The following is a 21,585-nucleotide window of genomic DNA, read 5'->3' as shown; positions in this document are numbered from 1 at the left end:
CTCCGCGTGGGAATGCAGCCCCGGACGCTCTGCGTCCCCAAGCGTGACGCGGAGCGTCGCAACAGGCATTCCCACGCAGAGCGTGGGAACGATCAGCGACCCCACGAATTTTCCAGGAGTTTCCAATGGCGAAGAAACCCAAGGCTGCCACCTTTATCAAAGACCCGCTCTGGTACAAGGACGCGGTGATTTATCAGGTTCACGTCAAATCCTATTTCGACTCCAACAACGATGGTATCGGTGACTTTCCCGGGCTGATCGCCAAGCTCGACTACATCGCCGACCTCGGCGTGAACACCATCTGGCTGCTGCCGTTTTATCCCTCGCCCCGCCGCGACGACGGCTACGACATCGCCGAATACCGTGGCGTGCACAGCGACTACGGGACCATGGCCGACGCCAAGCGCTTTATCGCCGAAGCCCACAAACGCGGGCTGCGGGTGATCACCGAACTGGTCATCAACCACACCTCGGACCAGCACCCGTGGTTCCAGCGTGCGCGCAAGGCCAAGCCCGGCTCGGCCGCGCGGGACTTCTACGTGTGGTCCGATGACGACCAGAAATACGACGGCACCCGGATCATTTTCCTCGACACCGAAAAGTCCAACTGGACCTGGGACCCGGTCGCCGGCCAGTACTTCTGGCACCGCTTTTATTCCCACCAGCCGGACCTCAACTTCGACAACCCGCAGGTGATGAAAGCCGTGCTGTCGGTGATGCGCTACTGGCTCGACATGGGCATTGACGGCCTGCGCCTGGACGCCATCCCGTACCTGATCGAACGCGACGGCACCAACAACGAAAACCTCCCGGAAACCCACGACGTCCTCAAGCAGATTCGCGCCGAGATCGACGCCAACTACCCGGACCGCATGCTGCTGGCCGAAGCCAACCAGTGGCCGGAAGACACGCAACTGTACTTCGGTGACAAGAAGGGCGATGACGGCGACGAATGCCACATGGCCTTCCACTTCCCGCTGATGCCGCGCATGTACATGGCGCTGGCCCAGGAAGACCGTTTCCCGATCACCGACATTCTGCGCCAGACCCCGGAAATTCCGGCCAATTGCCAGTGGGCAATCTTCCTGCGCAACCACGATGAACTGACCCTGGAAATGGTCACCGACAAAGAACGTGACTACCTCTGGAATTATTACGCCGCCGACCGCCGCGCGCGGATCAACCTGGGGATTCGTCGCCGCCTCGCGCCGTTGATGGAGCGTGACCGCCGACGCATCGAGCTGCTCAATAGCCTGCTGCTGTCGATGCCGGGCACGCCGACCCTGTACTACGGCGATGAAATCGGCATGGGCGACAACATCTACCTTGGCGACCGCGACGGCGTGCGCACCCCGATGCAATGGTCCATCGACCGCAACGGCGGCTTCTCCCGCGCCGACCCGGCGAGCCTGGTGTTGCCGCCGATCATGGACCCGCAATACGGCTACCAATCGGTCAACGTCGAAACCCAGACCCAGGACCCGCACTCGTTGCTGAACTGGACCCGGCGCATGTTGGCCGTGCGCAAACAGTCCAAGGCGTTTGGTCGCGGCAGCCTGAAAATGCTCTCGCCGAGCAATCGCCGCATCCTGGCCTATACCCGTGAATACACGGGCGCCGATGGCAAGAGCGAGATCATCCTCTGCGTGGCCAACGTGTCCCGCAGCGCCCAGGCGGCGGAGCTGGACCTCTCGGCGTTCGCCGGCATGGTCCCGGTAGAGATGCTCGGCGGCAACGCATTCCCGCCCATTGGCCAGCTGAATTTCCTGCTGACCCTGGCGCCGTATGGCTTCTACTGGTTCGTGCTCGCGGCGGAAAACCAGATGCCGAGCTGGCACGTGGAGCCGGCGCAAAGCATCCCGGACTTCACCACCCTGGTGCTGAAAAAGCGCCTGGAAGAACTGCTCGAAGCGCCATGCCGCACCACCCTGGAACAAAATGCCTTGCCGGCGTGGCTGCCCAAGCGCCGCTGGTTTGCCAGCAAGGACACGGCGATTGATAGCGTGCACATCGCCTACGGCGTGCGTTTTGGCGACCCGCAGCACCCGGTGTTGCTCAGTGAGATTGAAGTCACCAGTGCCGGGCAGGTCAGCCGTTATCAGTTGCCATTCGGCTTCCTGGGTGAAGACCAGTTCACCAGCGCCTTGCCGCAACAACTGGCGCTTGCCCGTGTGCGGCGGGTGCGCCAGGTCGGTTTGGTGACGGACGCGTTCAGCCTCGACACCTATATCCGCGCCGTGATCCAGGGCTTGCAGGCCAACACCGTGCTCAGTTCCACCGACGGCGAGATTCGCTTCGAGCCCACGGCGCAGTTGGCCAAACTGGAATTGAACGACGAATCGGAAGTGCGTTACCTCGCCGCCGAACAGTCCAACAGTTCGGTGGTAGTGGGCGGCAGCCTGGTGCTCAAGCTGATCCGCAAAGTCAGCGCGGGTGTGCACCCGGAGCTGGAAATGGGCGCCTACCTGACGGAAGCCGGCTACGAACATATCTCGCCGCTGCTGGGCTCGGTGATACGCCACGACGCCGATGGCCAGGACAACCTGCTGATGATTGCCCAGGGTTACCTGAGCAACCAGGGCGATGCCTGGGGCTGGACCCAGAACAACCTGGAGCGGGCGATTCGCGACGAACTGGCAGAAGCCATGTCCGAGCAGGAGCAGCACTACAACGCTCTTGGCGAACTGGCGGACTTCGCCGGCTTGCTCGGCCAGCGCCTGGGTGAAATGCACCAGGTGCTGGCCGCGCCGACCACTAACAAGGCCTTCAAACCCGAGGTTACTTCCCTCAAGGATAGCCAGGGCTGGGCCAGGCACGTGGGTGCACAAATCGACCGCGCGCTGCAGTTGCTCAAACAGCATCAAACCCAGTTGAACCCTGCTGACCAGGCATTGGTCAGTGCTTTACTGGAGCAGAAAAAGGCGATTGCCAGTCATGTTCAGGACCTGGCGAAAGCCACGGTGGGCGGGTTGCGCATTCGCGTGCATGGCGACCTGCACCTGGGCCAGGTACTGGTGGTCAAGGGCGATGCCTACTTGATTGATTTTGAGGGCGAACCGGCGCGACCGCTGCATGAACGTCGCGGCAAACACAGCCCGTACAAGGACGTGAGCGGGGTGCTGCGCTCGTTTGATTACGCGGCGGCCATGGCGGTGAATGTGCAGGGCGTCGACCAGTCGCCTGAAGCCAATGCGTCCCGGCAGCGGGTCGCGGATCGCTATTTGCATGAGGCCAGACAGGCATTTATCCAGGCCTACCACGCGGCCACGACTACACTGGGCCATGACTGGCAGGATGCCAAAGGCCAGGACGCAGCGCTGGCGTTGTTCAGCCTGGAGAAGGCCGCGTACGAAGTGGCCTACGAAGCAGAGAATCGCCCGAGCTGGTTGCCGGTGCCGTTGCAAGGTTTGCACGGGCTGCTCAGCGGGTTGAAACCAATATCGAAAACTGCACGCGGTGGGGAGACGTCATGAGTTTTACAAGCAAAGAACCGCTGCAGCCAAAGTTGACTGCGATGCCAGCGTCCAAGGACATCGAGGCGCTGGTGCGCGCAGAGCACCATGACCCGTTTTCAATCCTCGGGCCCCATGATGACGAGCAGGGCGGCCAATTCATTCGCGCCTTCCTGCCTGAAGCCTTGAGCGTCCAGGTACTGGCCAAGGACAGCGGCGAGCACATCGGCAGCCTCGACGCGACTCAAGTGCCAGGCCTGTTTGTCGGGCATTTCGGCAGCCGCCAGGCGTACCTGCTGAAGATCCAGTGGGCCGGCGGTGAACAGATCACGGAAGACCCTTACAGCTTCAGCCAGCTGTTGCTGGGCGAGATGGACCTGTACCTGTTCGCCGAAGGCAATCACCGCGACCTCAGCAGTTGCCTCGGTGCACAGGTGACCAGCGTCGACGGCGTCCAGGGCGTGCGCTTTGCGGTGTGGGCACCGAATGCCCGCCGGGTGTCGGTGGTGGGTGACTTCAACGTCTGGGACGGGCGCCGTCATCCGATGCGCCTGCGCCACCCGTCCGGGGTCTGGGAAATCTTTATCCCGCGCCTGCAACCGGGCGCCGCTTACAAATACGAAATCCTCGGGGCTCACGGGATTCTGCCGCTCAAGGCCGACCCGATGGCCCTCGCCACGCAGATGCCGCCGGACACCGCCTCCAAAGTCGCTTCGCCGCTGCAAGTCGACTGGCAGGACCACGACTGGATGCAGTCCCGCGGCGAGCGGCAAAAGCCCAGCGCGCCGTTGTCGATCTACGAGCTGCATCCCGGCTCGTGGCAGTGCGAACTGGATGAAGTCGGCGAAGTGGCCCGCCAGTACACGTGGCGCGAGCTGGCCGAGCGGTTGATTCCCTATGTGCAGCAACTGGGTTTCACCCATATCGAACTGATGCCGATCATGGAGCACCCGTTCGGCGGCTCCTGGGGTTACCAGGCCCTCTCGCAATTTGCCCCGACGGCGCGCTTCGGCTCGCCGGATGATTTCGCGTTTTTCGTCAACGCCTGCCATCAGGCTGATATTGGCGTGATCCTCGATTGGGTGCCGGCGCATTTCCCGACCGATACCCATGGCCTGGCGCAATTCGACGGCACTGCGTTGTACGAATACGCCAACCCGCTGGAAGGCTTCCACCAGGATTGGGACACCCTGATCTACAACCTCGGCCGCACCGAAGTCCACGGCTTCATGCTGGCGTCGGCGTTGCACTGGCTCAAGCATTTCCATATCGACGGCCTGCGGGTGGATGCCGTGGCGTCGATGCTGTATCGCGACTATTCGCGCAAGGCCGGCGAATGGGTACCGAACCGCCATGGCGGGCGGGAGAACCTCGAAGCCATCGACTTCCTGCGTCACCTCAACGACGTGGTGGCCCTGGAAGCCCCCGGCGCGCTGGTGATCGCCGAGGAATCCACCGCCTGGCCGGGCGTGAGCCAGCCAACCCAACAGGGCGGCCTGGGTTTCAACTACAAGTGGAACATGGGCTGGATGCACGATTCGCTGCACTACATCCAGCAAGACCCGGTGTACCGCGCCCATCATCATAACGAGCTGAGTTTCGGTTTGGTGTATGCCTGGTCCGAGCGCTTTATCCTGCCGATTTCCCACGACGAAGTGGTGCACGGCAAACACTCGCTGATCGACAAGATGCCCGGTGACCGCTGGCAGAAATTTGCCAACCTGCGGGCCTACCTGAGCTTCATGTGGATGCACCCGGGCAAGAAGCTGTTGTTCATGGGCTGCGAGTTTGGCCAATGGCGTGAATGGAACCACGATCAGCAACTGGACTGGTACCTGCTGCAATACCCGGAACACCGGGGCGTGCAGAAGCTGGTGGGCGACCTCAACCGCCTGTACCGCGAAGAGCCCGCGCTGCATGACCAGGACGACGCGCCTCAAGGCTTCCAGTGGCTGATCGGGGATGACGCCATCAACAGCGTCTATGCCTGGCTGCGCTGGAGCAAGGACGGCCGGCCGGTGCTGGTGGTGGCCAACTTCACACCGGTGCCGCGCGAGGCCTACAAGGTCGGCGTGCCGTTTGCCGGGCGCTGGAGCGAGGTGATCAACAGCGACGCCGATACCTATGCCGGTTCCAACTTCGGCAATGGTGGCGGGGCGTTTACGGAGGATGAGCCCAAGCATGGGCAGCCGTTGTCGCTGTCGTTGAACCTGCCTCCGTTGGGTGTGTTGATCCTGCGGCCGGAAGGCTGATGCCCAGACGATAAAGGCTAAATTTGGGAGCTGGCTTGTTGTGGTGAGGGGGCTTGTCCCCCGTCGGGCTCACCACAGCAAGCCCGGCTCCCACATAGAGGATTTGTTGTTTCTTAGAAATCGACTTTCAGCCCAATCGTGCCCTCCCGCCCATTGAGCGAAAGGCTGTCCAGGTTCCGGTTGTACCCCACCTCGCCATACACCGTCACTGAACTGCACACCTGCAGCGTCGCCCCGGCGCTCAGGTCCATCGTGGTGGATTGCTGGTCGGTATTGATATCTGTCGACCGATTGAATGTGACGGTGTTGGTGCCCGCGCCGGCATGCCACACATTGGCCCGCACATAAGGTTGCACCGGCATCCCGCCCACCCTGTAGTCGCCCCGCAAGCGAACGCCGACGCGTGTGGTGACGTTCGTGTCGGCCTTGAACGAAATATCCGAAATGCCATCGTTCTGGCTGTCCAGCCAGGTACGGTGAATGATCACCTGGGCCTGCGGTTCCACCTCCCAATGTGCGGACACGGCGAACGGCATGCCGACTTCTGCCGAGCCCGCCACGTTATGCCCCTTGGTCTGCAATTTCACGCCCCGACTGGATTCGTCGTGGCCGTCGAACCAGGTGCCCATCACCACCAGGTCCAGGTAAGCACGGTTGGCGCCCATCAGGGTCCAGTAGGTACCCAGGCTGTCGCCGCGCAGGGTAATGTCGCCGGTGTCGGTGTTCTGGAAGCCACCGGCAAAGCCCTTCACATTCCCGGTCAGGCGGCTGTGGCCGACAAAGAATCCGATGCGCTGGTTCAGACCATTGTCCGAGGTCCAGGCGTAAAGGTCGGTGCCCACCTGGAAGCCCGACAGCGAACTGTCCAGGGTCGGGCTCACGGTACCGGAGAAAGACTGGCGCGTGCTGCTGCCAAATACCCTGGCCCAGCCGGCAGGTGCCGCACCGGTCGGTTGTGGCGGGCCCTGGTCACCCATGCGCTCGTGATACGTACTCAACATGCCCTGGACGATTTGCTGCACGGCGGGGAACAGCACGGAGTAGTCCGCCACTTCCGGGCGGTAGATGGGAATGGGTTCTTCACCCGGGAAAATCCCCGGCGTGTCCGGTGTTCCGTCGGCCGGAACCGGTGGGAAGATACCGACGTCGGGTGGGACTGGTGGAATGATGCCGCCGTCGGGGGGGACCGGTGGAATCACACCCACAGGCCCTTCCGGGGTAGGAAGTGGCGGTGCTTCGATGGCCGAACGCAAGTACCAGTTTTGCGCAGTGCCGGGGGTGACGCCGCCTTTGTACAGGTAGTACTCGTAAGCCCCGGCAGACACTGCACCGCCTCTCAGGGAGAACGCCAGGTCACTGGCCGTCGCCCCGTTGGCCGCCTGGACCACCAGGATGCCGTTCTGCACCGTCATGGCGCCCGGGCCGGCGAGGTTGGTCACGTTGATCGTGGTGCTCCCTTGCATGGCGCCTGTGTTCACCACCAGCTTGTCGCTGGGCGCGTTGTCTCCGGCCAGGACACTTTGCAGGGCCAACTGTCCATGGTTGCCGGTGTAGTTGCCGTTGATGGTCAGGCTGTCGGTGGCGCTGGCGCTGTTGCTGGTCATGTCGATCAGGCCGGCGTTGTTGACGTTGACGAGTTGGCCGGGAGTAAACGGGCTGATGCTGCCCTGGGTGACCAGCAACGTACCGACATTGATGTTGAGGGTGCCGGTGTGGGTGCCGGCGTCGCCGAGGGTGAAGGTGCCGCTGCCCAGGGTAAAAACCGAGGTGTTGTTCAGGGTCACGGTTTCCCAGTTGGCATAACGCGACGGTGTGGCAGCCCGGGTGTTGTCGAACGTCAACGAGTCATCGCCCAGGCCGCCATCCAGCAGGGGCGTGGAGGCAATGATCGGCTCCGTCAGGCTGGTCAGGAATGCCCGGTCGGTACCGCTGCCTGTCACGATGGGGCCGTGAATCAGCCCGGCGTTTTGCCAGGTAAAAATACTGTTGCCATTGCCGGCCTGAACACCGCCGGTGATATCGCCGCCCTTGACGATGATGTCGTTGTCGCCGTTGCCGACGCGGATCTTGCCGCCAATGCTGCCATTGGCAACGGTGATCTCGTTGTTGCCATTTCCGGCCGTCATGTCGCCGTCGATTCGGCCGGTGCTCAGGGTCGCTTTATTGTCGCCGTCGCCCTGGGTCACGGACGCAATGGTCCCGCCACTCATGGCAAAGTTATTGCTGCCCAGTCCCTGAATGACAGCCCCGGCACTGCCCTGGCTGATTTGCACAATCCCGTTGCCGGCGCCCTGGATGATGCTGCCGGTCACCGTGCCGCCGAACAGTTGGAAGATATTCGCACCGTCGCCCATGTTCACCGTGCCATCGACGCTGCCCGAGTTCATGGTCACGAGGTCACGCCCTGGCCCGAATGTCACGTCGCCATTGATCACGCCAGTGCCGGCGGCGGGAAACAGCACGGTGTTGTTGCCGGCGGTGTCGACAACGCCTGCGCTGGTGCCGCTGCTGCAGGTGAAGGTGTCGTCACCGACGGTGGGCACCAGGGTGCAGTCGGCGAGCGAAGCCAGCGGCCATCCCGCCAGCAAGGCTGAAGAGACAATTCCCAGGTGCATCAGGGTAGCAAGCCGTGCGGTCATGATCTGCCCTCGCTGGATGCCGTAGGGGCAGGCGTGGGCTTTCACGTTAGCGCTGCACGGGCAGCGCCGCTACTGTGAAAAGTAACAGGTACAGACGAGTAGGCCGCAGCTACAGGAACACGATCTCGTACGGTTCGCGCATCCGTTCCAGCAGCACCTGCGCGAGGATCGGCGCCAGGCCGATTTCCGGGTCACCGGCCAATTGGCTGGCGTAGGCGTGGGCAGCATGCAGCTTGCGGGCGACGCTCCAGGTGTCGAGCCTGACCTTGCGGGCGCGTTGCCAGGGGATGGCGGCGGTTTCCCGGACCGGCCAGTGCCACGCCCAGATCGGCAGCTCGTGCAGGTGCACGCCCTTGACCGCGCAGGCTTTGGCGGCGGCGCGGCCGACGGCGTCATGGTCGTCGTTGCCGTCGTTGCGCCAGGTAGTGAACACCACGTCGCCGGGTTGCAGGTAGCGCGCAATGAACTGGCTCATTTGCTGTTCCCGCGCGGCCAGGGCGTTGTCGGCAAAGCCGCCGCGAATCCATTTCAGGCTGTGCAGGGGCACACCGAGCCGTCGCAGCGCCTCGACACTTTCCTGGGGGCGGACCACGCTCAGGCGCTTGGCCGGCCACACGGTAGAGCCCGGATGGCTGGCGCTGCCGTCGGTGATGGAGATCAGTTGGAGGGCGTATTCGCGGGTGCTGAGCAATTGCAGCAGGCCGCCACACGCGATCACTTCGTCGCCGGGGTGCGGGGCGATGACGACTACGCGGCTGCCTTCGGGCACCAGGGTTGCGGGGTTGATAGCAGGGATTTGCGCGAGTTGCGGGGCGCTGTTCCAGATTTGCGCGGGGCCCCGGCGGCTGTCGGTTAACGGTGCAGGTTTCATGGGTGTCACGTCCTTGTTCATCGGTGGTGCAGGCCGTACCCCGTTGTCGGGACGGCTCTTGTTGATACACAAGGGTCGGGCAACCGACGCTTGCGGCGCGACGGCGTTCCAACCCTGGATTGCCGTGCAAGGAATACTGATGATAGTTACGAATCGTCGCTTTTACATAGCCGGATGTCGCTATTTTTTCAGGAGGCCTGCATCAGGCTCTTGAGGTAATCCCCAAAGCCGCCCTGGGCGCGGCAATCCAGGCGGGCGCTGGTGATCACCTGGGGCGAGTGGCTCCAGGCAATGGACGCGCCGCAGCGCTCCAGCTGGCGCACCAGCTCGACGTCTTCATGGCACGGCAGGGGTTCGAAACCGCCGGCTCGCACGTACGCACCAGCGCTCACGCCGAGGTTGGCGCCATGAATATGCCGATGCCCGTCCCGCGCCTCATAGGCCTGGTGATAGCGGATCTGTGCCGCCGGGTCGAAGCCTTCGCTCCAGGCGTCCACCGTCACCGTGCCACACACCGCGTCCACCCCCAGGGCCAGTTGCGCCACCAGCCAATCGGGAGCCACGCGGCTGTCGGCGTCCGTGCAGGAAATCCAGCGCGCGCCGTTGTTCAGCAAGTGCCGCGCGCCCACGCCGCGCACGTGTCCCACGTTCCGCGCCTGCACTTCAAGGCTGTGCACCTGGTATTCGCGGGCGATGAGGGCGCTGCGATCGCTGCAGCTGTCGAGCACCGCCAGAATCTGCACCTCTTCACCCAGCAGGCCCGGATGACTGGCCGCGACCATCGCGGCTTTCAGGCATTCAGGCAGTAGTGTTTCTTCGTTGTGCACGGGTATCAGGATGCCGATCATCGCAGCCCCTCCAAGGTTGCAACCGTGGTGCCGTCACGGCTCCACAGGTCCAGTAGAAAATCGCTTTCGTGATGCTGTATCAAAGGCGGCATGCCCAGGCGCTGTCCGAGGCGCGCATGCACCTGATCCGCCGTTTGCGGGCAGCCTTCGATGGGTGGTCGCCAGTGGCAGGCGAGGATTTGTCCGTCAGGCGTCAGCGAGGCGAGGGCGCGATCAATCAGCCCGTCGAAGTCCTTCGGGTCGAGGTAGTAGCACAGCTCGCTGAGCACAATCAGCTCGAACGTCTCGCTGGGCCACTGGTCCGGCAAGCGGCTCTGCTGCACCGTGGCATGGCTGAAACCGAGCAACCGCGCCTGTGCCAGGCTGACGGCGGCCTGCGCGGTGTCACAGCACAGCAGGCGGTCGCAGCGCGTGGCCAGCTCGAAGCTCAGCTCACCGTTGGCGCAGCCGGGTTCAAAGATCGAGGCGTAGCGCGGCCGGGTCAGCGCCGCGAGGGTCAGTGCCCGCTTGCGGCGTTCGTACCAGCGTTGGCGAAAGGCCCAGGGGTCGTCGTTGCCGGCAAACAGCTCATCGAAGTAGGGCGTGGCGACGCTCATACAAACACCACTTCAAAGGGTTGCAGCAGGCGCTCCAGCACGTAGGGTGCGAGCACCGGCGGCAGGCCGATCTGCGGGTCACCTTCCAGCTGGCTGGCAAACGCGTGGATCGCATGGCGTTTGCGGGCCACGGCTTCAGGCGTGAGGAGGATTTTGCGCGCGCGGTGCCAGGGCACCTGGCTGTCTTCGGGGGTCGCCCAGTGCCAGGTCCACACCGGCAGTTCCAGCAAGGTCGCGCCCACGGCCCGGGCCGCCTTGGCACTGGCACGGCCCACGGCTTCATGGTCGCAATGGCCGTCTTCGCGCCAGGTGGTGAAGACCACGTCGCCGGGCTTGAGGTAGCGTTGGATGAATTGCCCAAGGTCCTCTTCGCCAGCCGCGACCTGGCTGTCAGAAAAACCGGCCCGCAGCCACTTCAGGCTGTGCAACGGCAACCCCAGTCGATGCAGCGCCTGGGCCGATTCCTGCGGCCGCACCACGCTCAGGCGCTCCACCGGCCAGCGACGCGAGCCCGGATGGCTGGCGCTGCCGTCGGTGACGGAGATCAACAGCATGGGCCGGTCCAGGGCGGCAAGGCCTTGCAGCAGGCCGCCGCAACCGAGCACTTCATCGTCCGGATGAGGCGCAATGATCACCGCGCGGCTGCCCTCGGGCACCAGCTCGGCAATCTCGACACAGGCCAGTTCGGCCAGCCGCGAGGAGCTTTGCCACAGGTGCAACGGTGTGCCCTGGCCGACGATAGGGTTGGTTTTCATAGTTGCCACTGCCCTGTGGTTTGTTCAGCGATTTGTTGGCCGAGGGCGCCCAGGTCACGCTCGGCGTGGCTTTGGCGGATGTACACCGGCAAGTCCGCCATCAGTTGGGCAAAGTGCGGGTCCTTGCAGTAAGGACCGGCGCCCAGCGCACGGCCGACGTGGCGCACCACCTGGTCGACCGAGTCTTCGATACAGGCCCGCGCCTGCTGAGCCAGCAGTTGCGCATTGGCCTTGGGTTGCCGGTCGATCTGTACCGCACTGTTGCGCAGCACGCAGGCGGCGCTGTGCAGGGCACTGTCGACCGCGCCCAAATGGGCCAGCGCGTGGGGCTCCTTGCTGCGGGCACAGTGTTCGCGCAAGGCTTCTGCCAGGCGTTGGGCGGCGCCGTACCAGCACGCCGCAATACCGATCCCGCCCTGCCAGAAGCCGGGCCGCGCCAGATAATCCCCGGGGCCGCCCACGGCCAGCCCGGTGGCCCGATCGAAAATCACCTCGACACTGCCCGTCGCCGCCATGCCCACGGCCTGCCAGCCGTCATCGGTCACGGTCACCCCAGGCTGGTCCATTTGCACCGCCACCAACTGCTGGCGATCCTCGTCATCCCAGGCTGTCAGCAAACCATGGCTGACCACCGCCGCGCCGGAGCACCAGGCCTTGCGGCCTTCCAGTACGAGCCGATGGCCGTCGCGCCGCACCCGCACCCGGGCCGTGGGCGGCTCGGCCGCCCACATGCCCCACGTACTGCCGATGGGCGGGAGCTCGCTGCCCAATTCGGCGATGATAGCGAGGGCGTCAGTATGCCCCTCGAACAGTTTGCACAGGCCCAAGTCATGGCCCGCCACCTGGGCCAGGCGACTGAACCGTTGCAGGGTATCGCCGCTGCCGGGCCGGGGCAGTTGGTCCAGCCCGGTCTCCACCAGCGTGCTTAGTGCTCGGCCCAGTGCCGCCGTGTCCGGGTAGCCTGGGGTATGTTGCAGGAAATCGTGTAAATCCATTTCACACCTCGTCCTCATGCTGCAGTTCAAACAGCAACAGCGACCGCCCGGTGACCGCGTATTCGTGGTCGAAATCAAAGCGCTCCTGGCCACGCACCGCCGGCTGGTTGGTGTCGAGCATGCAGGTCCAGAAGCCGCCATCCGGTACCGGTGGCAGGCGGAAATTGACCATGTCGTGGTGGGCGTTGACCACCAGCAACAAGGTGGCATCGGCCCCGGGGCGACGAATCCCGGTTTCCTGGGCGCGGCCATCCATCAACATGCCCAGGCAGCGGCCATGGCTGTCCTGCCATTGTTCGGTGGTCATTTCATCGCCGCTTGGCGCCAGCCAGGTCACGTCCTTGACGCCGATGTCTTCGTTGTAGTCGCCTACCAGGAAGCGCCCGCGACGCAGGATCGGGTACGCCAGGCGCAACTTGATCAGGCGCTTGACGAACTTGAGCAGGGCCTTGCCGTCTTCATCCAGTTCCCAGTTGATCCAGCCGATCTCGCTGTCCTGGCAGTAGGCGTTGTTATTACCGTGCTGGGTACGGGCAAATTCGTCACCGGCCACCAGCATCGGCGTGCCCTGGGCCAGCAGCAGGGTGGCGAAGAAATTGCGCATCTGGCGCAGGCGCAGTGCGTTGATTTCCGGGTCGTCGGTGGGACCTTCGACACCGTGGTTCCACGACAGGTTGTTGTTGCTGCCGTCCTGGTTGTTCTCGTCGTTGGCTTCGTTGTGCTTGTCGTTGTAGGACACCAGGTCGTGCAGGGTGAAACCGTCATGGGCGGTGATGAAGTTCACCGAGCTGTAAGGGCGCCGACCACGCTGGTTGAACATCTCGCCCGAGGCGGTCATGCGCCCGGCGAAGTCGGCCAGTTGGCCGTCGTCGCCTTTCCAGAACGAGCGCACGGTGTCGCGGAAACGGTCGTTCCACTCCACCCAGCCCGGCGGGAAGCCGCCGACCTGATAGCCACCGGGGCCGCAGTCCCAGGGCTCGGCGATCATTTTCACCTGGCGCAGCACCGGGTCCTGGCGGCAGGCCACGAGGAAGCTGTGGCGCTCGTCGAAACCGTCGCGGTAGCGGCCGAGGATGGTTGCCAGGTCGAAGCGGAAACCGTCGACGTGCATCTCGGTGGCCCAGTAACGCAGCGAGTCGGTGACCATTTGCAGCACGCACGGGTGACTCAGGTCGAGGGTGTTGCCGGTACCGGAATCGTTGATGTAGAAGCGCTTGTCATCCGGCATCAGGCGGTAGTACGAGGCGTTGTCGATGCCGCGCATGGACAGGGTCGGGCCTTGCTCGTTGCCTTCGGCGGTGTGGTTGTAGACCACGTCCAGAATCACTTCCAGCTTGGCTTCGTGCAGGTGCGCGACCATTTCCTTGAACTCGGCAATCTTGCCGCTGGCCAGGTAGCGCGGGTCTGGCGCGAAGAAGGCAATGCTGTTGTAGCCCCAGTAGTTGGTCATGCCTTTTTGCAGCAGGTGCTGGTCGTTGACGAAGGCATGCACGGGCAGCAGTTCTACCGACGACACGCCCAACTGGCGAATGTGCTTGAGCACGTCATCGACCATCAGCCCGGCGCAGGTACCGCGCACTTCTTCAGGCACCGAAGGGTGGCGCATGGTGATGCCGCGCAGGTGGGTTTCATAAATGATCGTGCGATCCCACGGCGTGCGCACCGGCTGGTCGTTGCCCCAGGTGTGGGCCGGGTCGATGACTTTGCACTTGGGCACGAAGGGCGCGCTGTCGCGTTCGTCGAAACTCAGGTCGGCGTCTGGATGCCCGATGGTGTAGCCGAACAGCGCCTCGGACCATTTGAGCTCGCCCACCAGTTGTTTGGCGTAGGGGTCGATCAGCAATTTGTTGTGGTTGAAGCGATGACCGTTGGCCGGGTCATAAGGACCGTACACGCGATAGCCGTAAATCAGCCCTGGGTGGGCGTCGGGCAGGTAGCCGTGGAAGGTCTCGTCGGTGTATTCCGGCAGTTCGATGCGTTCCAGCTCGACTTCGCCGCTGTCGTCGAAAATGCACAGTTCGACTTTGATGGCGTTGGCCGAGAACAGTGCAAAGTTGACACCCAGACCGTCCCAGGTCGCGCCGAGGGGGAAGGGCAAACCTTCACGAATCCGCGACGGCTCGTTTTCCGGCGTCGAGTTGGGCTTGTTGGGTTTGCTCATTGAGATGCTCCTGCAAGTAGATTTTCCGGGCCGAACGAGGCCGTTCCGGCGTGAAGCCAGTTAAATATCGGTGTCTGGATAGCCTCCTGCGGTGCGGGCGCAGCCGCAGGAGGGGCTTTGGCTCAGGGGGCCTTGGGCTTCTTCGCCGCAGCGGGTTTTTTCGGCGCCGGTGCCGCGCCTGGCTTGGGTGCGGCGGCCGGTTTGGCCGCGGCAGCCGCTGCCGGCTTGGCTTTTGGCTTGGCCTTGGCGGCGGCCTTTGGCGTCTTGGATGGCGTCAGCGCTTCGGCTTCTGCCAGTTTGCGCGCCATCTCCCAGTGTCGCGCGTCCTCGCCGTGGGGTTTACCTTCAGACTCCCAGATCTGATGCGCTAATTCGCGTATGCGTTTGTCTTCAGTACTCATCACAATGCTCCTCGCAGAAAATTTTCAGCTTTCTTGACCATCAGGATTGATAAAGACATTGACCGGGAAATCCCCCAGGGCAGCGCTGATCATGAGCTCCTTGTTTGGTGTGACTGCGCCTGTTCGGAAAAGTCCCTTCCAATTTTGGGTTGGGGCGGCGAACGGTAATCTGACCCGGGTATCGCCCCAAATCTGCGCGTTGATCAGGGGGTACACACCGTTTTCAAGCAGACGGTGCGGCCAGCGTGGCACCACCACCAGCAGCTGTTTGCCCTGGTATTCGCGGTAGAAGGCGACCACCCGTTCAGCGTGTTCGCCGACCACTTCCAGCGGCTCGTAGCTGCCCTGGCGAAACAGTTGCGCATGCGCCTTGCGCAATGTCAGGACCTGGCTGATCACCGCCTGTTTTATACGCCCGTCATGCCAGTTGAACAGCAACTCGCCGATGTCCGGCGGTGTGTGCAGCCCCTGTTGCCGTGCGTGAAAGTCCACGGGCCGGCGGTTATCCGGGTCTACCAGGGTGAAGTCCCAGAACTCATCGCCCTGATACAGATCCGGCACCCCCGGCACCGTGAGGCGAAGCAAGGATTGCGCCAGCCCGTTGAGCGCACCCGCCGGGGCGATGGCCTGGGCGGCGTCGCCGATGGCGTCGCGCAGGGACTTGCCGGAGTCCTCCAGCAGCAGCCGTGACAGGAACGCTTCGACACCTTGTTCATACAGCTCGTTGGGTGCGCTCCAACTGCTGTTCAACTTGGCTTCACGCAAGGCTTTCTGCTGCCACTGCCAGAGACGCCGGTGATAGTCCGCCAGGCCCTCGGCATCGTCGCGGTGCAGGTCCAGGGGCCAACTGCCCAGCAGCACCTGATAGAGGATCAGTTCGTCACCCGCCGAAGGCGTCTGCCCATCGCTGCGCAGGCGGGCGGCGAGGGGGCGCCATTGCTCCACCTGTTCGGCGTACCACTCGGCGCATTCGCTGAGCACGGCCAGGCGCGCGCGGGTGTCTTCGCCGCGCTTGTGGTCGTGGGTGGCGGTGGCCAGCAGGTTGTCGGGGAACGTGCGCAGGCGTTGCTGATTCACGGCATGAAAGTCGTCCAGCGATGCGCTGAATTGCTCGGTGCTGAAGCCCACGTCATTGCGCGACAGCAACACGCCCGAGCGATAGAACGCGGTGTCTTCCACTGCCTTGGCCGCTGCCGGCGATGTCAGTTGCTGGAAGCGTACGCAGGCGTGCTTGAGCATTTTGCGTTCGCGGCCCAATGGGCGGTCGCGCCAGGGTTGGCCGCCGAGCCATTTTTCCAGGTAGTCGAGCACTGGCCAGTCGGCTTCGCTCAAGGTGCTGCGGGCACCGGCCAGGGCTTGCAGGAAAAACACGTCATCCAGTTCGCTGCGGCCCCGGGCGCTGATGTAGGTGCGGTATACCGGGAAGTGCACGATCAGTTCCTGCAACGCCCGGCGAATCGCACCCAGGGTCAGGTCGCGGCTCATCACATCGTCCCGGGCCACTTGCAGCAAGGCCTGGGCCACGCTTTCAAAGTCGCCGGCGAGGGAGCCGTTGAGGATCTGCTGACGGGCGAGCCAGGCTTCTTCGATAAACGAAGAGGGGCGTTCGGTGTGGCGAGTCCATAACTCAGCCAGAGGCTCGAAGCCTTTGGGTTCGTGTTGCAGCAACGACAGCTGGTTCATGAATTCGTAGCCGGTGGTGCCGTCGACCCGCCAGTCTTCGCGCAGGGTCTCGCCTTCGCCGAGGATCTTCTCGACGAAGATCGGCAGGTGCCGCCCACCCGCCAGGGAATCCACCCGGCGCCGCAGTTTGCGGCAGTAACCACGCGGGTCGGCGAGGCCGTCGATATGGTCGATGCGCAGGCCGTCGATCAGGCCTTCGCTGATCAGTTGGAAGATCTTGCCGTGGGTGGCTTCGAACACCGCGCTGCGTTCAACCCGCAGGCCGCCCAGCTCGTTGACGTCGAAGAAGCGCCGCCAGTTGATATCGTCCGCCGCCGTGCGCCAACTGGCCAGGCGGTAGCTTTGTTGTTCCAGCAGGGTATGCAGGCGGGCAAAACCGTCGGGCTGGCGCGCGTCGTAGAGGCCGAGGTTGTCTTCGATAGCCTTCAGGGTCTCGGGATTGCGGGCCGCCTCAGCCAGCTCCCGTTTCAGCGCGACCGCCTGAGGGTAGGCGTCCGGCTGGTAGGCCAGGCTGCTGAAACGGTCGGCCAGGGCCTTGATGGGCACCAGGTCACCGTATTCCCGCGGGCAGATCGGAAAACGGTGTTCGTAATGCTCGACGTAGAAGCTGCCGTGCTGTGGGTCGAAGCGCAGGGGCAGGGCACCGGATTGCAAGGCTTCGCCGTAGTCGCTGCCGAGGAACGGCATCAGCAATTGGCCTTTGAGCAGCGGGTCCGGCGAGTGCCATTGAATGTCGAAGAATTCGCTGTAGGGGCTCAGTCGGCCCCATTCCAGCAGGTCCAGCCACCAGGGATTATCGGCACCGCCGACGGCCATGTGGTTGGAGACGATATCGAGGATCAGCCCCATCTCATGCTCGCGCAGTGCGGCTACCAGACGGCGCAGCGCCGGTTCGCCGCCGAGCTCGGGATTGACGGTGGTCGGGTCGACCACGTCATAGCCGTGCATCGAGCCGGCGCGGGCGCTCAGCAGCGGCGAGGCGTAAAGGTGGCTGATGCCCAGTCCGGCGAAGTACGGCACCAGCGGCACGGCGTCGTCGAGGGTGAAGCCCTTGTGAAATTGCAGGCGTTGGGTAGCCCGCAGGGTCAATGGCTTCATCGGTCACGCTCGTGGGCCTGGAGGCGCGCCACGGCCAGCAGCTCAAGGCGGCGGGCGGCGTTTTCATCGTCGAGCAGGGTGGCTGCATCGCCCGCCAGGCGGCGCCGCCAATTCGGGTGGGTGTCGGTGGTGCCGGGCAGGTTGGCTTGCTCCTCAACCCCCAGGGCATCCTCCAGCGGCAGCAATACCAACGGTGCGCGGGTGTGGCCCAGGTAACGCACGCTGGCGTCGATGATGTGATCGGTTTCGTTGCGCACTTCATCGGTGAAGTTCTGCGGGTCCTGGCTCAAGGCCTGGCGCAGCGCCTGGCGTTCCCGCAGACGGTGGTCGCTCCATTGTTCGACGGTGGGAGCATCGATCAGCCCCAACTGGATATTCCAGTCGATATCGCGGCTGTGCCACCAGCCGTTCAGGGTTGGCAGGTCGTGGGTGCTGGTGGTGGCCAGCGCGTTGTCCGGCCAATCCAGAATCGGCTTGAACTGGCCGTCGTGGTCTTGCTCGAACAGCAGCACGCGCATGCCAAGGATCGAGCGGGCGATAAGTTTTTCCCGCAGGCCGTCGGGCACGGTGCCGAGGTCTTCACCGAGGACGATTGCCTGGTGGCGGCTCGACTCCAGCGCCAGGAGCCGCAGCAGGTCATCCACCGGGTAATACAGATAAGCCCCGTCCCGCGGCGAGGCATCCATCGGGATCACCCACAGGCGTTGCAAACCCATCACATGGTCGATACGCAGGCCGCCGGCATGGGCAAAGTTGGCCCGCAGCATTTCGATAAACGCACGAAAGCCGTTGCGCTTGAGGCCTTCCGGGGAAAACGCGGAGATGCCCCAGCCCTGGCCGGCACGGTTGAGAATGTCGGGTGGTGCACCCACGGTGAGATCTGCCAACAGTTCATCCTGGCGGCTCCAGGCCTGGCTGCCGCCGCCGTCCGCGCCCACCGCGAGGTCGGCGATCAACCCGACGCCCATGCCGCTGCCGCGCGCCGCTTGTTGCGCACGCTCCAGGCAGCGGGCGATCAACCATTGGTTGAACGCATAGAAGCCGATTTCATCCCGATGGGTTTCGGCGAATTGCGCCAGCGCCGGGCTTTGCGGGCTGTGCCAGTCCTCGGGCCAGTGACGCCAGTCGAGGCTCTCGCCATTGGCTGCACGCTCGGCTTGCACAGCTTCAAAGCGGCAGTGGTTTTCCAGGGCTTCGCCGCCGGCCTGGCGGAAGCTCAGGAAGTCGGCGTGCTGCGGGTGGTCGCCCTGGCGAAAGTCTTCATACAGGGTGTGCAACAGGCGCTGCTTGGCTTTGGCGGCGGCCGGCCAGTCGATCAGGCTTTGCTGCTCAAGGTCTTGCAGTTCGTCGGCCAGGCCGCTGGTTTCGATGGCGGTTTGCACCGCACGTTCGCCGAGGATGCAGCCGGGGGAGGCGTACAAACTGTTGAGGAACAGCCGGCTGGACGGGGAATACGGGCTGAAGCGGTCGGTGTCGGCGCTGAACATCGCGTGCATCGGGCTGATGGCCAGGGCATCGGCGCCACGTTCGGCGGCGGAACGGGCCAGTTGCTCCAGTGCCTGGGTGTCACCAAAACCACCGTCGCCTCTGCGGCGCAGGGAATACAGTTGGGCGCTCAGGCCCCAGGCGTGGGCGGTTTCGGTGTCGACCGCTTCAGCGACGGTGTAGCAGTGAGTCGGTGCCACGGCCAGGGTGAAATGCTGGTCGGCGATATGCACCTGCTGGTAGCCGACCGGAATCGACCCGGGCAGCACCGCGTCATCGTCCAGCTTCAGGTCGAGCACGCTGGCGTCTTCGAGGTGAATCTGGCACGGCGTGCCGGGGGCGAAGTAGCGCGCCAGGTCCAGGCCGGCACCGCTGTCGACGGTCATCAGCGGTGGCAGGTGCTTGTCTTGCTGCACGCGTTCCAGGTCCAGCAGGCTGGCTTCGATGGCGGCATCGCTGTCGGCCGGGTGACCCAGGCCTTTGAGCACGGCGCGCAGGGCGTCGGGTTTGACATGTTGCGGGCGGCCATTCGCGTCGATCCAATCGACGGCCAGGCCCGCTCGGCTGGCGAGTATTTCCAATTGCGCGTCGCTCAAGGGTGCTCTCCAACAGGGGAATGGGTGAGGCTGACGCGGGCACTGAAGGGGGCCAGTTGTTGGGCCCCGCTGGCCTGCGTCACAAATAGGAGGTGCTCGGCCGCTGGGTAGTTCAGAGAATCGGCGCTCAGGTTGAGGTCGATCTGCAGCAGGCTGCCATTGCCCAGGCGCCAGCGCGCCGTGACCGCGCCCACCGCCAGTACGTGCGCACCCAGGGCTACGCTGCCCGGCAGGTGCGGCACGATATGTTGGTGGCGCAGGCTCAGCAGTTGGCGATAGAGCTGTGAGTCCCCGCAATCGGCGAGGGCGGGTGCCGAGCGGCGGAAGGTTTGCAGGGAATTGGGATCGGGAATTCGTTCGCGGCGTTTCGGGTCGCTGAACGCGGCAAAGTCGGCAAACTCGTTGCGCCGGCCTTCGCGTACCGCCTCGGCCAGTTCGCCGTGGTGGTCGGTGAAGAACAGGAACGGCTCTTCGGCGTTGACTTCGTCGCCCATGAACATCAACGGAATCATCGGCGACATCAGCAGCAAGGTCGTCGCAGCGCTCAAGGCCTGGGGCGAGCACAGTTGATGCAGGCGTTCGCCCAGGGCCCGGTTGCCGATCTGGTCGTGGTTCTGCAGGAACAGCACAAAGGCACTGGGCGGCAGGTGGCCACTGGGCTCACCGCGTGAGTGGCCGTGGCGGGTGGTGTGGCCCTGATAGATGAACCCTTCGCTCAGGCAGCGGGCCAGCTTGCCGGTGGGGTCTTCGGCAAAGTCGGTGTAGTAGGCGTCGGTTTCGCCGGTGAGCAGCACGTGCAGGGCGTTGTGGCCGTCGTCGTTCCACTGCGCATCGAAGCCGCGCTCCAGCAGGCTGGCTTGGTTGTATTCGTTTTCCAGCACCAGCCACACATGGCGTCCCGCGTCGACTTGCTGGCGCACGCGTTCGGCCAGCTCCTCCAGGAATTCGGGGTCGTTGATGGCATGTACCGCGTCCAGGCGCAGGCCGTCAAAGCGGTACTCCAGCAGCCACATCAGGGCGTTGTCGATGAAGAAATCCCGAACTTCCCGGCGATCAAAGTCAATGCCGGCGCCCCAGGGCGTGTGCACGTCTTCGCGGAAGAAACCTTTGGCGTAGGTGCCGAGGTAATTGCCGTCGGGGCCGAAGTGGTTGTAGACCACATCCAGGATCACCGCGAGGCCGTGGTGGTGGGCGCTGTCGATCAGCTGTTTCAACTGTTCGGGCGAACCGTAGGAAGATTGTGGTGCGTAGGGCAGGACCCCGTCGTAGCCCCAGTTGCGTTCGCCGGGGAACTGGGCGATGGGCATCAGCTCAATGGCGGTGACACCCAGCTCCGCAAGGCGCGGCAGTTGTTTCTCGACCTCGGCGTAGCCCCCCAGCACGCCCACGTGCAGCTCGTAGATCACGGCTTCGTGCCAGGGCCGGCCTTGCCAGTGGCTGTGGCGCCACTGATAGGCCAGAGGGTCGACGACCACGCTGAAGCCGTGAACGTCCGTGGCCTGTGCCCGGGAAGCCGGGTCGGGAACGTCCTGTTCACCGTCGATGCTATAGCGGTAGCGTGTCCCGGCGGGACATTGCAGCTGCACCACAAACCAGCCATCGGCCTGGGGCAGCATCGCTACCGATTTACCTTCTTCAAATTCAACGCTGACATAAAACGCGTCAGGTGCCCACAAGGCGAAACGGGTGTGTTCCGCATCCAGCATGATCGCGCCGTGGGGCCATGTTTCCAGAGTCCTTGACGGCATCTATG

General features: G+C 63.9%; 13 protein-coding genes. 2 read left to right on the top strand and 11 right to left on the bottom strand.

The window, feature by feature from the left end:
* The first annotated feature begins 125 nt into the window (after nt 1-125).
* Both treS and glgB read left to right on the top strand, forming a co-directional pair.
* On the top strand, nt 126-3,473 hold the full coding sequence (treS, locus tag MUM_RS0116245; RefSeq protein WP_010171622.1) for a maltose alpha-D-glucosyltransferase: 3,348 nt from the start codon (nt 126-128) through the stop codon (nt 3,471-3,473).
* The gene (gene glgB / locus MUM_RS0116240) at nt 3,470-5,704 is read left to right on the top strand and encodes a 1,4-alpha-glucan branching protein GlgB (protein WP_010171620.1); all 2,235 of its coding nucleotides are present in this window, start codon (nt 3,470-3,472) and stop codon (nt 5,702-5,704) included. The genes treS and glgB overlap by 4 nt, the downstream gene beginning before the upstream one ends.
* Before the next feature lie 113 nt (nt 5,705-5,817).
* Here the strand turns inward: glgB and MUM_RS0116235 are convergent, their stop codons facing one another.
* From MUM_RS0116235 to treZ, 11 genes are all read right to left on the bottom strand, one after another.
* A complete protein-coding gene (locus MUM_RS0116235) occupies nt 5,818-8,343 on the bottom strand; it encodes an autotransporter family protein (protein WP_010171618.1) in 2,526 nt (841 codons plus the stop codon).
* Nucleotides 8,344-8,452: 109 nt separating this feature from the next.
* The gene (locus MUM_RS0116230; RefSeq protein WP_010171616.1) at nt 8,453-9,214 is read right to left on the bottom strand and encodes a PIG-L deacetylase family protein; all 762 of its coding nucleotides are present in this window, start codon (nt 9,212-9,214) and stop codon (nt 8,453-8,455) included.
* Nucleotides 9,215-9,402: 188 nt separating this feature from the next.
* A complete protein-coding gene (locus MUM_RS0116225) occupies nt 9,403-10,062 on the bottom strand; it encodes a glycosyltransferase (RefSeq protein ID WP_010171615.1) in 660 nt (219 codons plus the stop codon).
* Entirely contained in the window at nt 10,059-10,658 is a 600-nt protein-coding gene (locus MUM_RS0116220; protein ID WP_010171613.1) for an SAM-dependent methyltransferase, read from the bottom strand. The genes MUM_RS0116225 and MUM_RS0116220 overlap by 4 nt, the downstream gene beginning before the upstream one ends.
* Entirely contained in the window at nt 10,655-11,413 is a 759-nt protein-coding gene (locus tag MUM_RS0116215) for a PIG-L deacetylase family protein (protein WP_010171610.1), read from the bottom strand. The genes MUM_RS0116220 and MUM_RS0116215 overlap by 4 nt, the downstream gene beginning before the upstream one ends.
* The gene (locus MUM_RS0116210) at nt 11,410-12,408 is read right to left on the bottom strand and encodes an acyl-CoA dehydrogenase family protein (RefSeq protein WP_010171608.1); all 999 of its coding nucleotides are present in this window, start codon (nt 12,406-12,408) and stop codon (nt 11,410-11,412) included. The genes MUM_RS0116215 and MUM_RS0116210 overlap by 4 nt, the downstream gene beginning before the upstream one ends.
* A 1-nt stretch (nt 12,409) precedes the next feature.
* Nucleotides 12,410-14,569, bottom strand: a complete 2,160-nt coding sequence (gene glgX, locus MUM_RS0116205) for a glycogen debranching protein GlgX (RefSeq protein ID WP_010171606.1) — start codon at nt 14,567-14,569, stop codon at nt 12,410-12,412.
* A gap of 122 nt (nt 14,570-14,691) precedes the next feature.
* Nucleotides 14,692-14,970, bottom strand: a complete 279-nt coding sequence (locus MUM_RS0116200; RefSeq protein WP_010171604.1) for a DUF2934 domain-containing protein — start codon at nt 14,968-14,970, stop codon at nt 14,692-14,694.
* 24 nt (nt 14,971-14,994) lie between these two features.
* Nucleotides 14,995-17,751 carry a malto-oligosyltrehalose synthase gene (locus tag MUM_RS0116195; RefSeq protein WP_010171602.1) on the bottom strand — a complete coding sequence of 919 codons (2,757 nt, stop codon included), beginning with the start codon at nt 17,749-17,751 and terminating at the stop codon, nt 14,995-14,997.
* On the bottom strand, nt 17,748-19,832 hold the full coding sequence (gene malQ, locus MUM_RS0116190; RefSeq protein WP_010171601.1) for a 4-alpha-glucanotransferase: 2,085 nt from the start codon (nt 19,830-19,832) through the stop codon (nt 17,748-17,750). The genes MUM_RS0116195 and malQ overlap by 4 nt, the downstream gene beginning before the upstream one ends.
* Nucleotides 19,829-21,580, bottom strand: coding sequence for a malto-oligosyltrehalose trehalohydrolase (gene treZ / locus MUM_RS0116185; RefSeq protein ID WP_029615938.1), 1,752 nt, complete (start codon nt 21,578-21,580; stop codon nt 19,829-19,831). Before treZ ends, malQ begins: the two co-directional genes overlap by 4 nt.
* Nucleotides 21,581-21,585: the final 5 nt, after the last annotated feature.

The sequence above is a fragment of the Pseudomonas sp. PAMC 25886 genome (genome assembly GCF_000242655.1).
Taxonomy (GTDB): Bacteria; Pseudomonadota; Gammaproteobacteria; order Pseudomonadales; family Pseudomonadaceae; genus Aquipseudomonas.
Note: the sequence above shows the minus strand (reverse complement) of the source record. Positions and strands in the feature narration are given on the sequence as shown.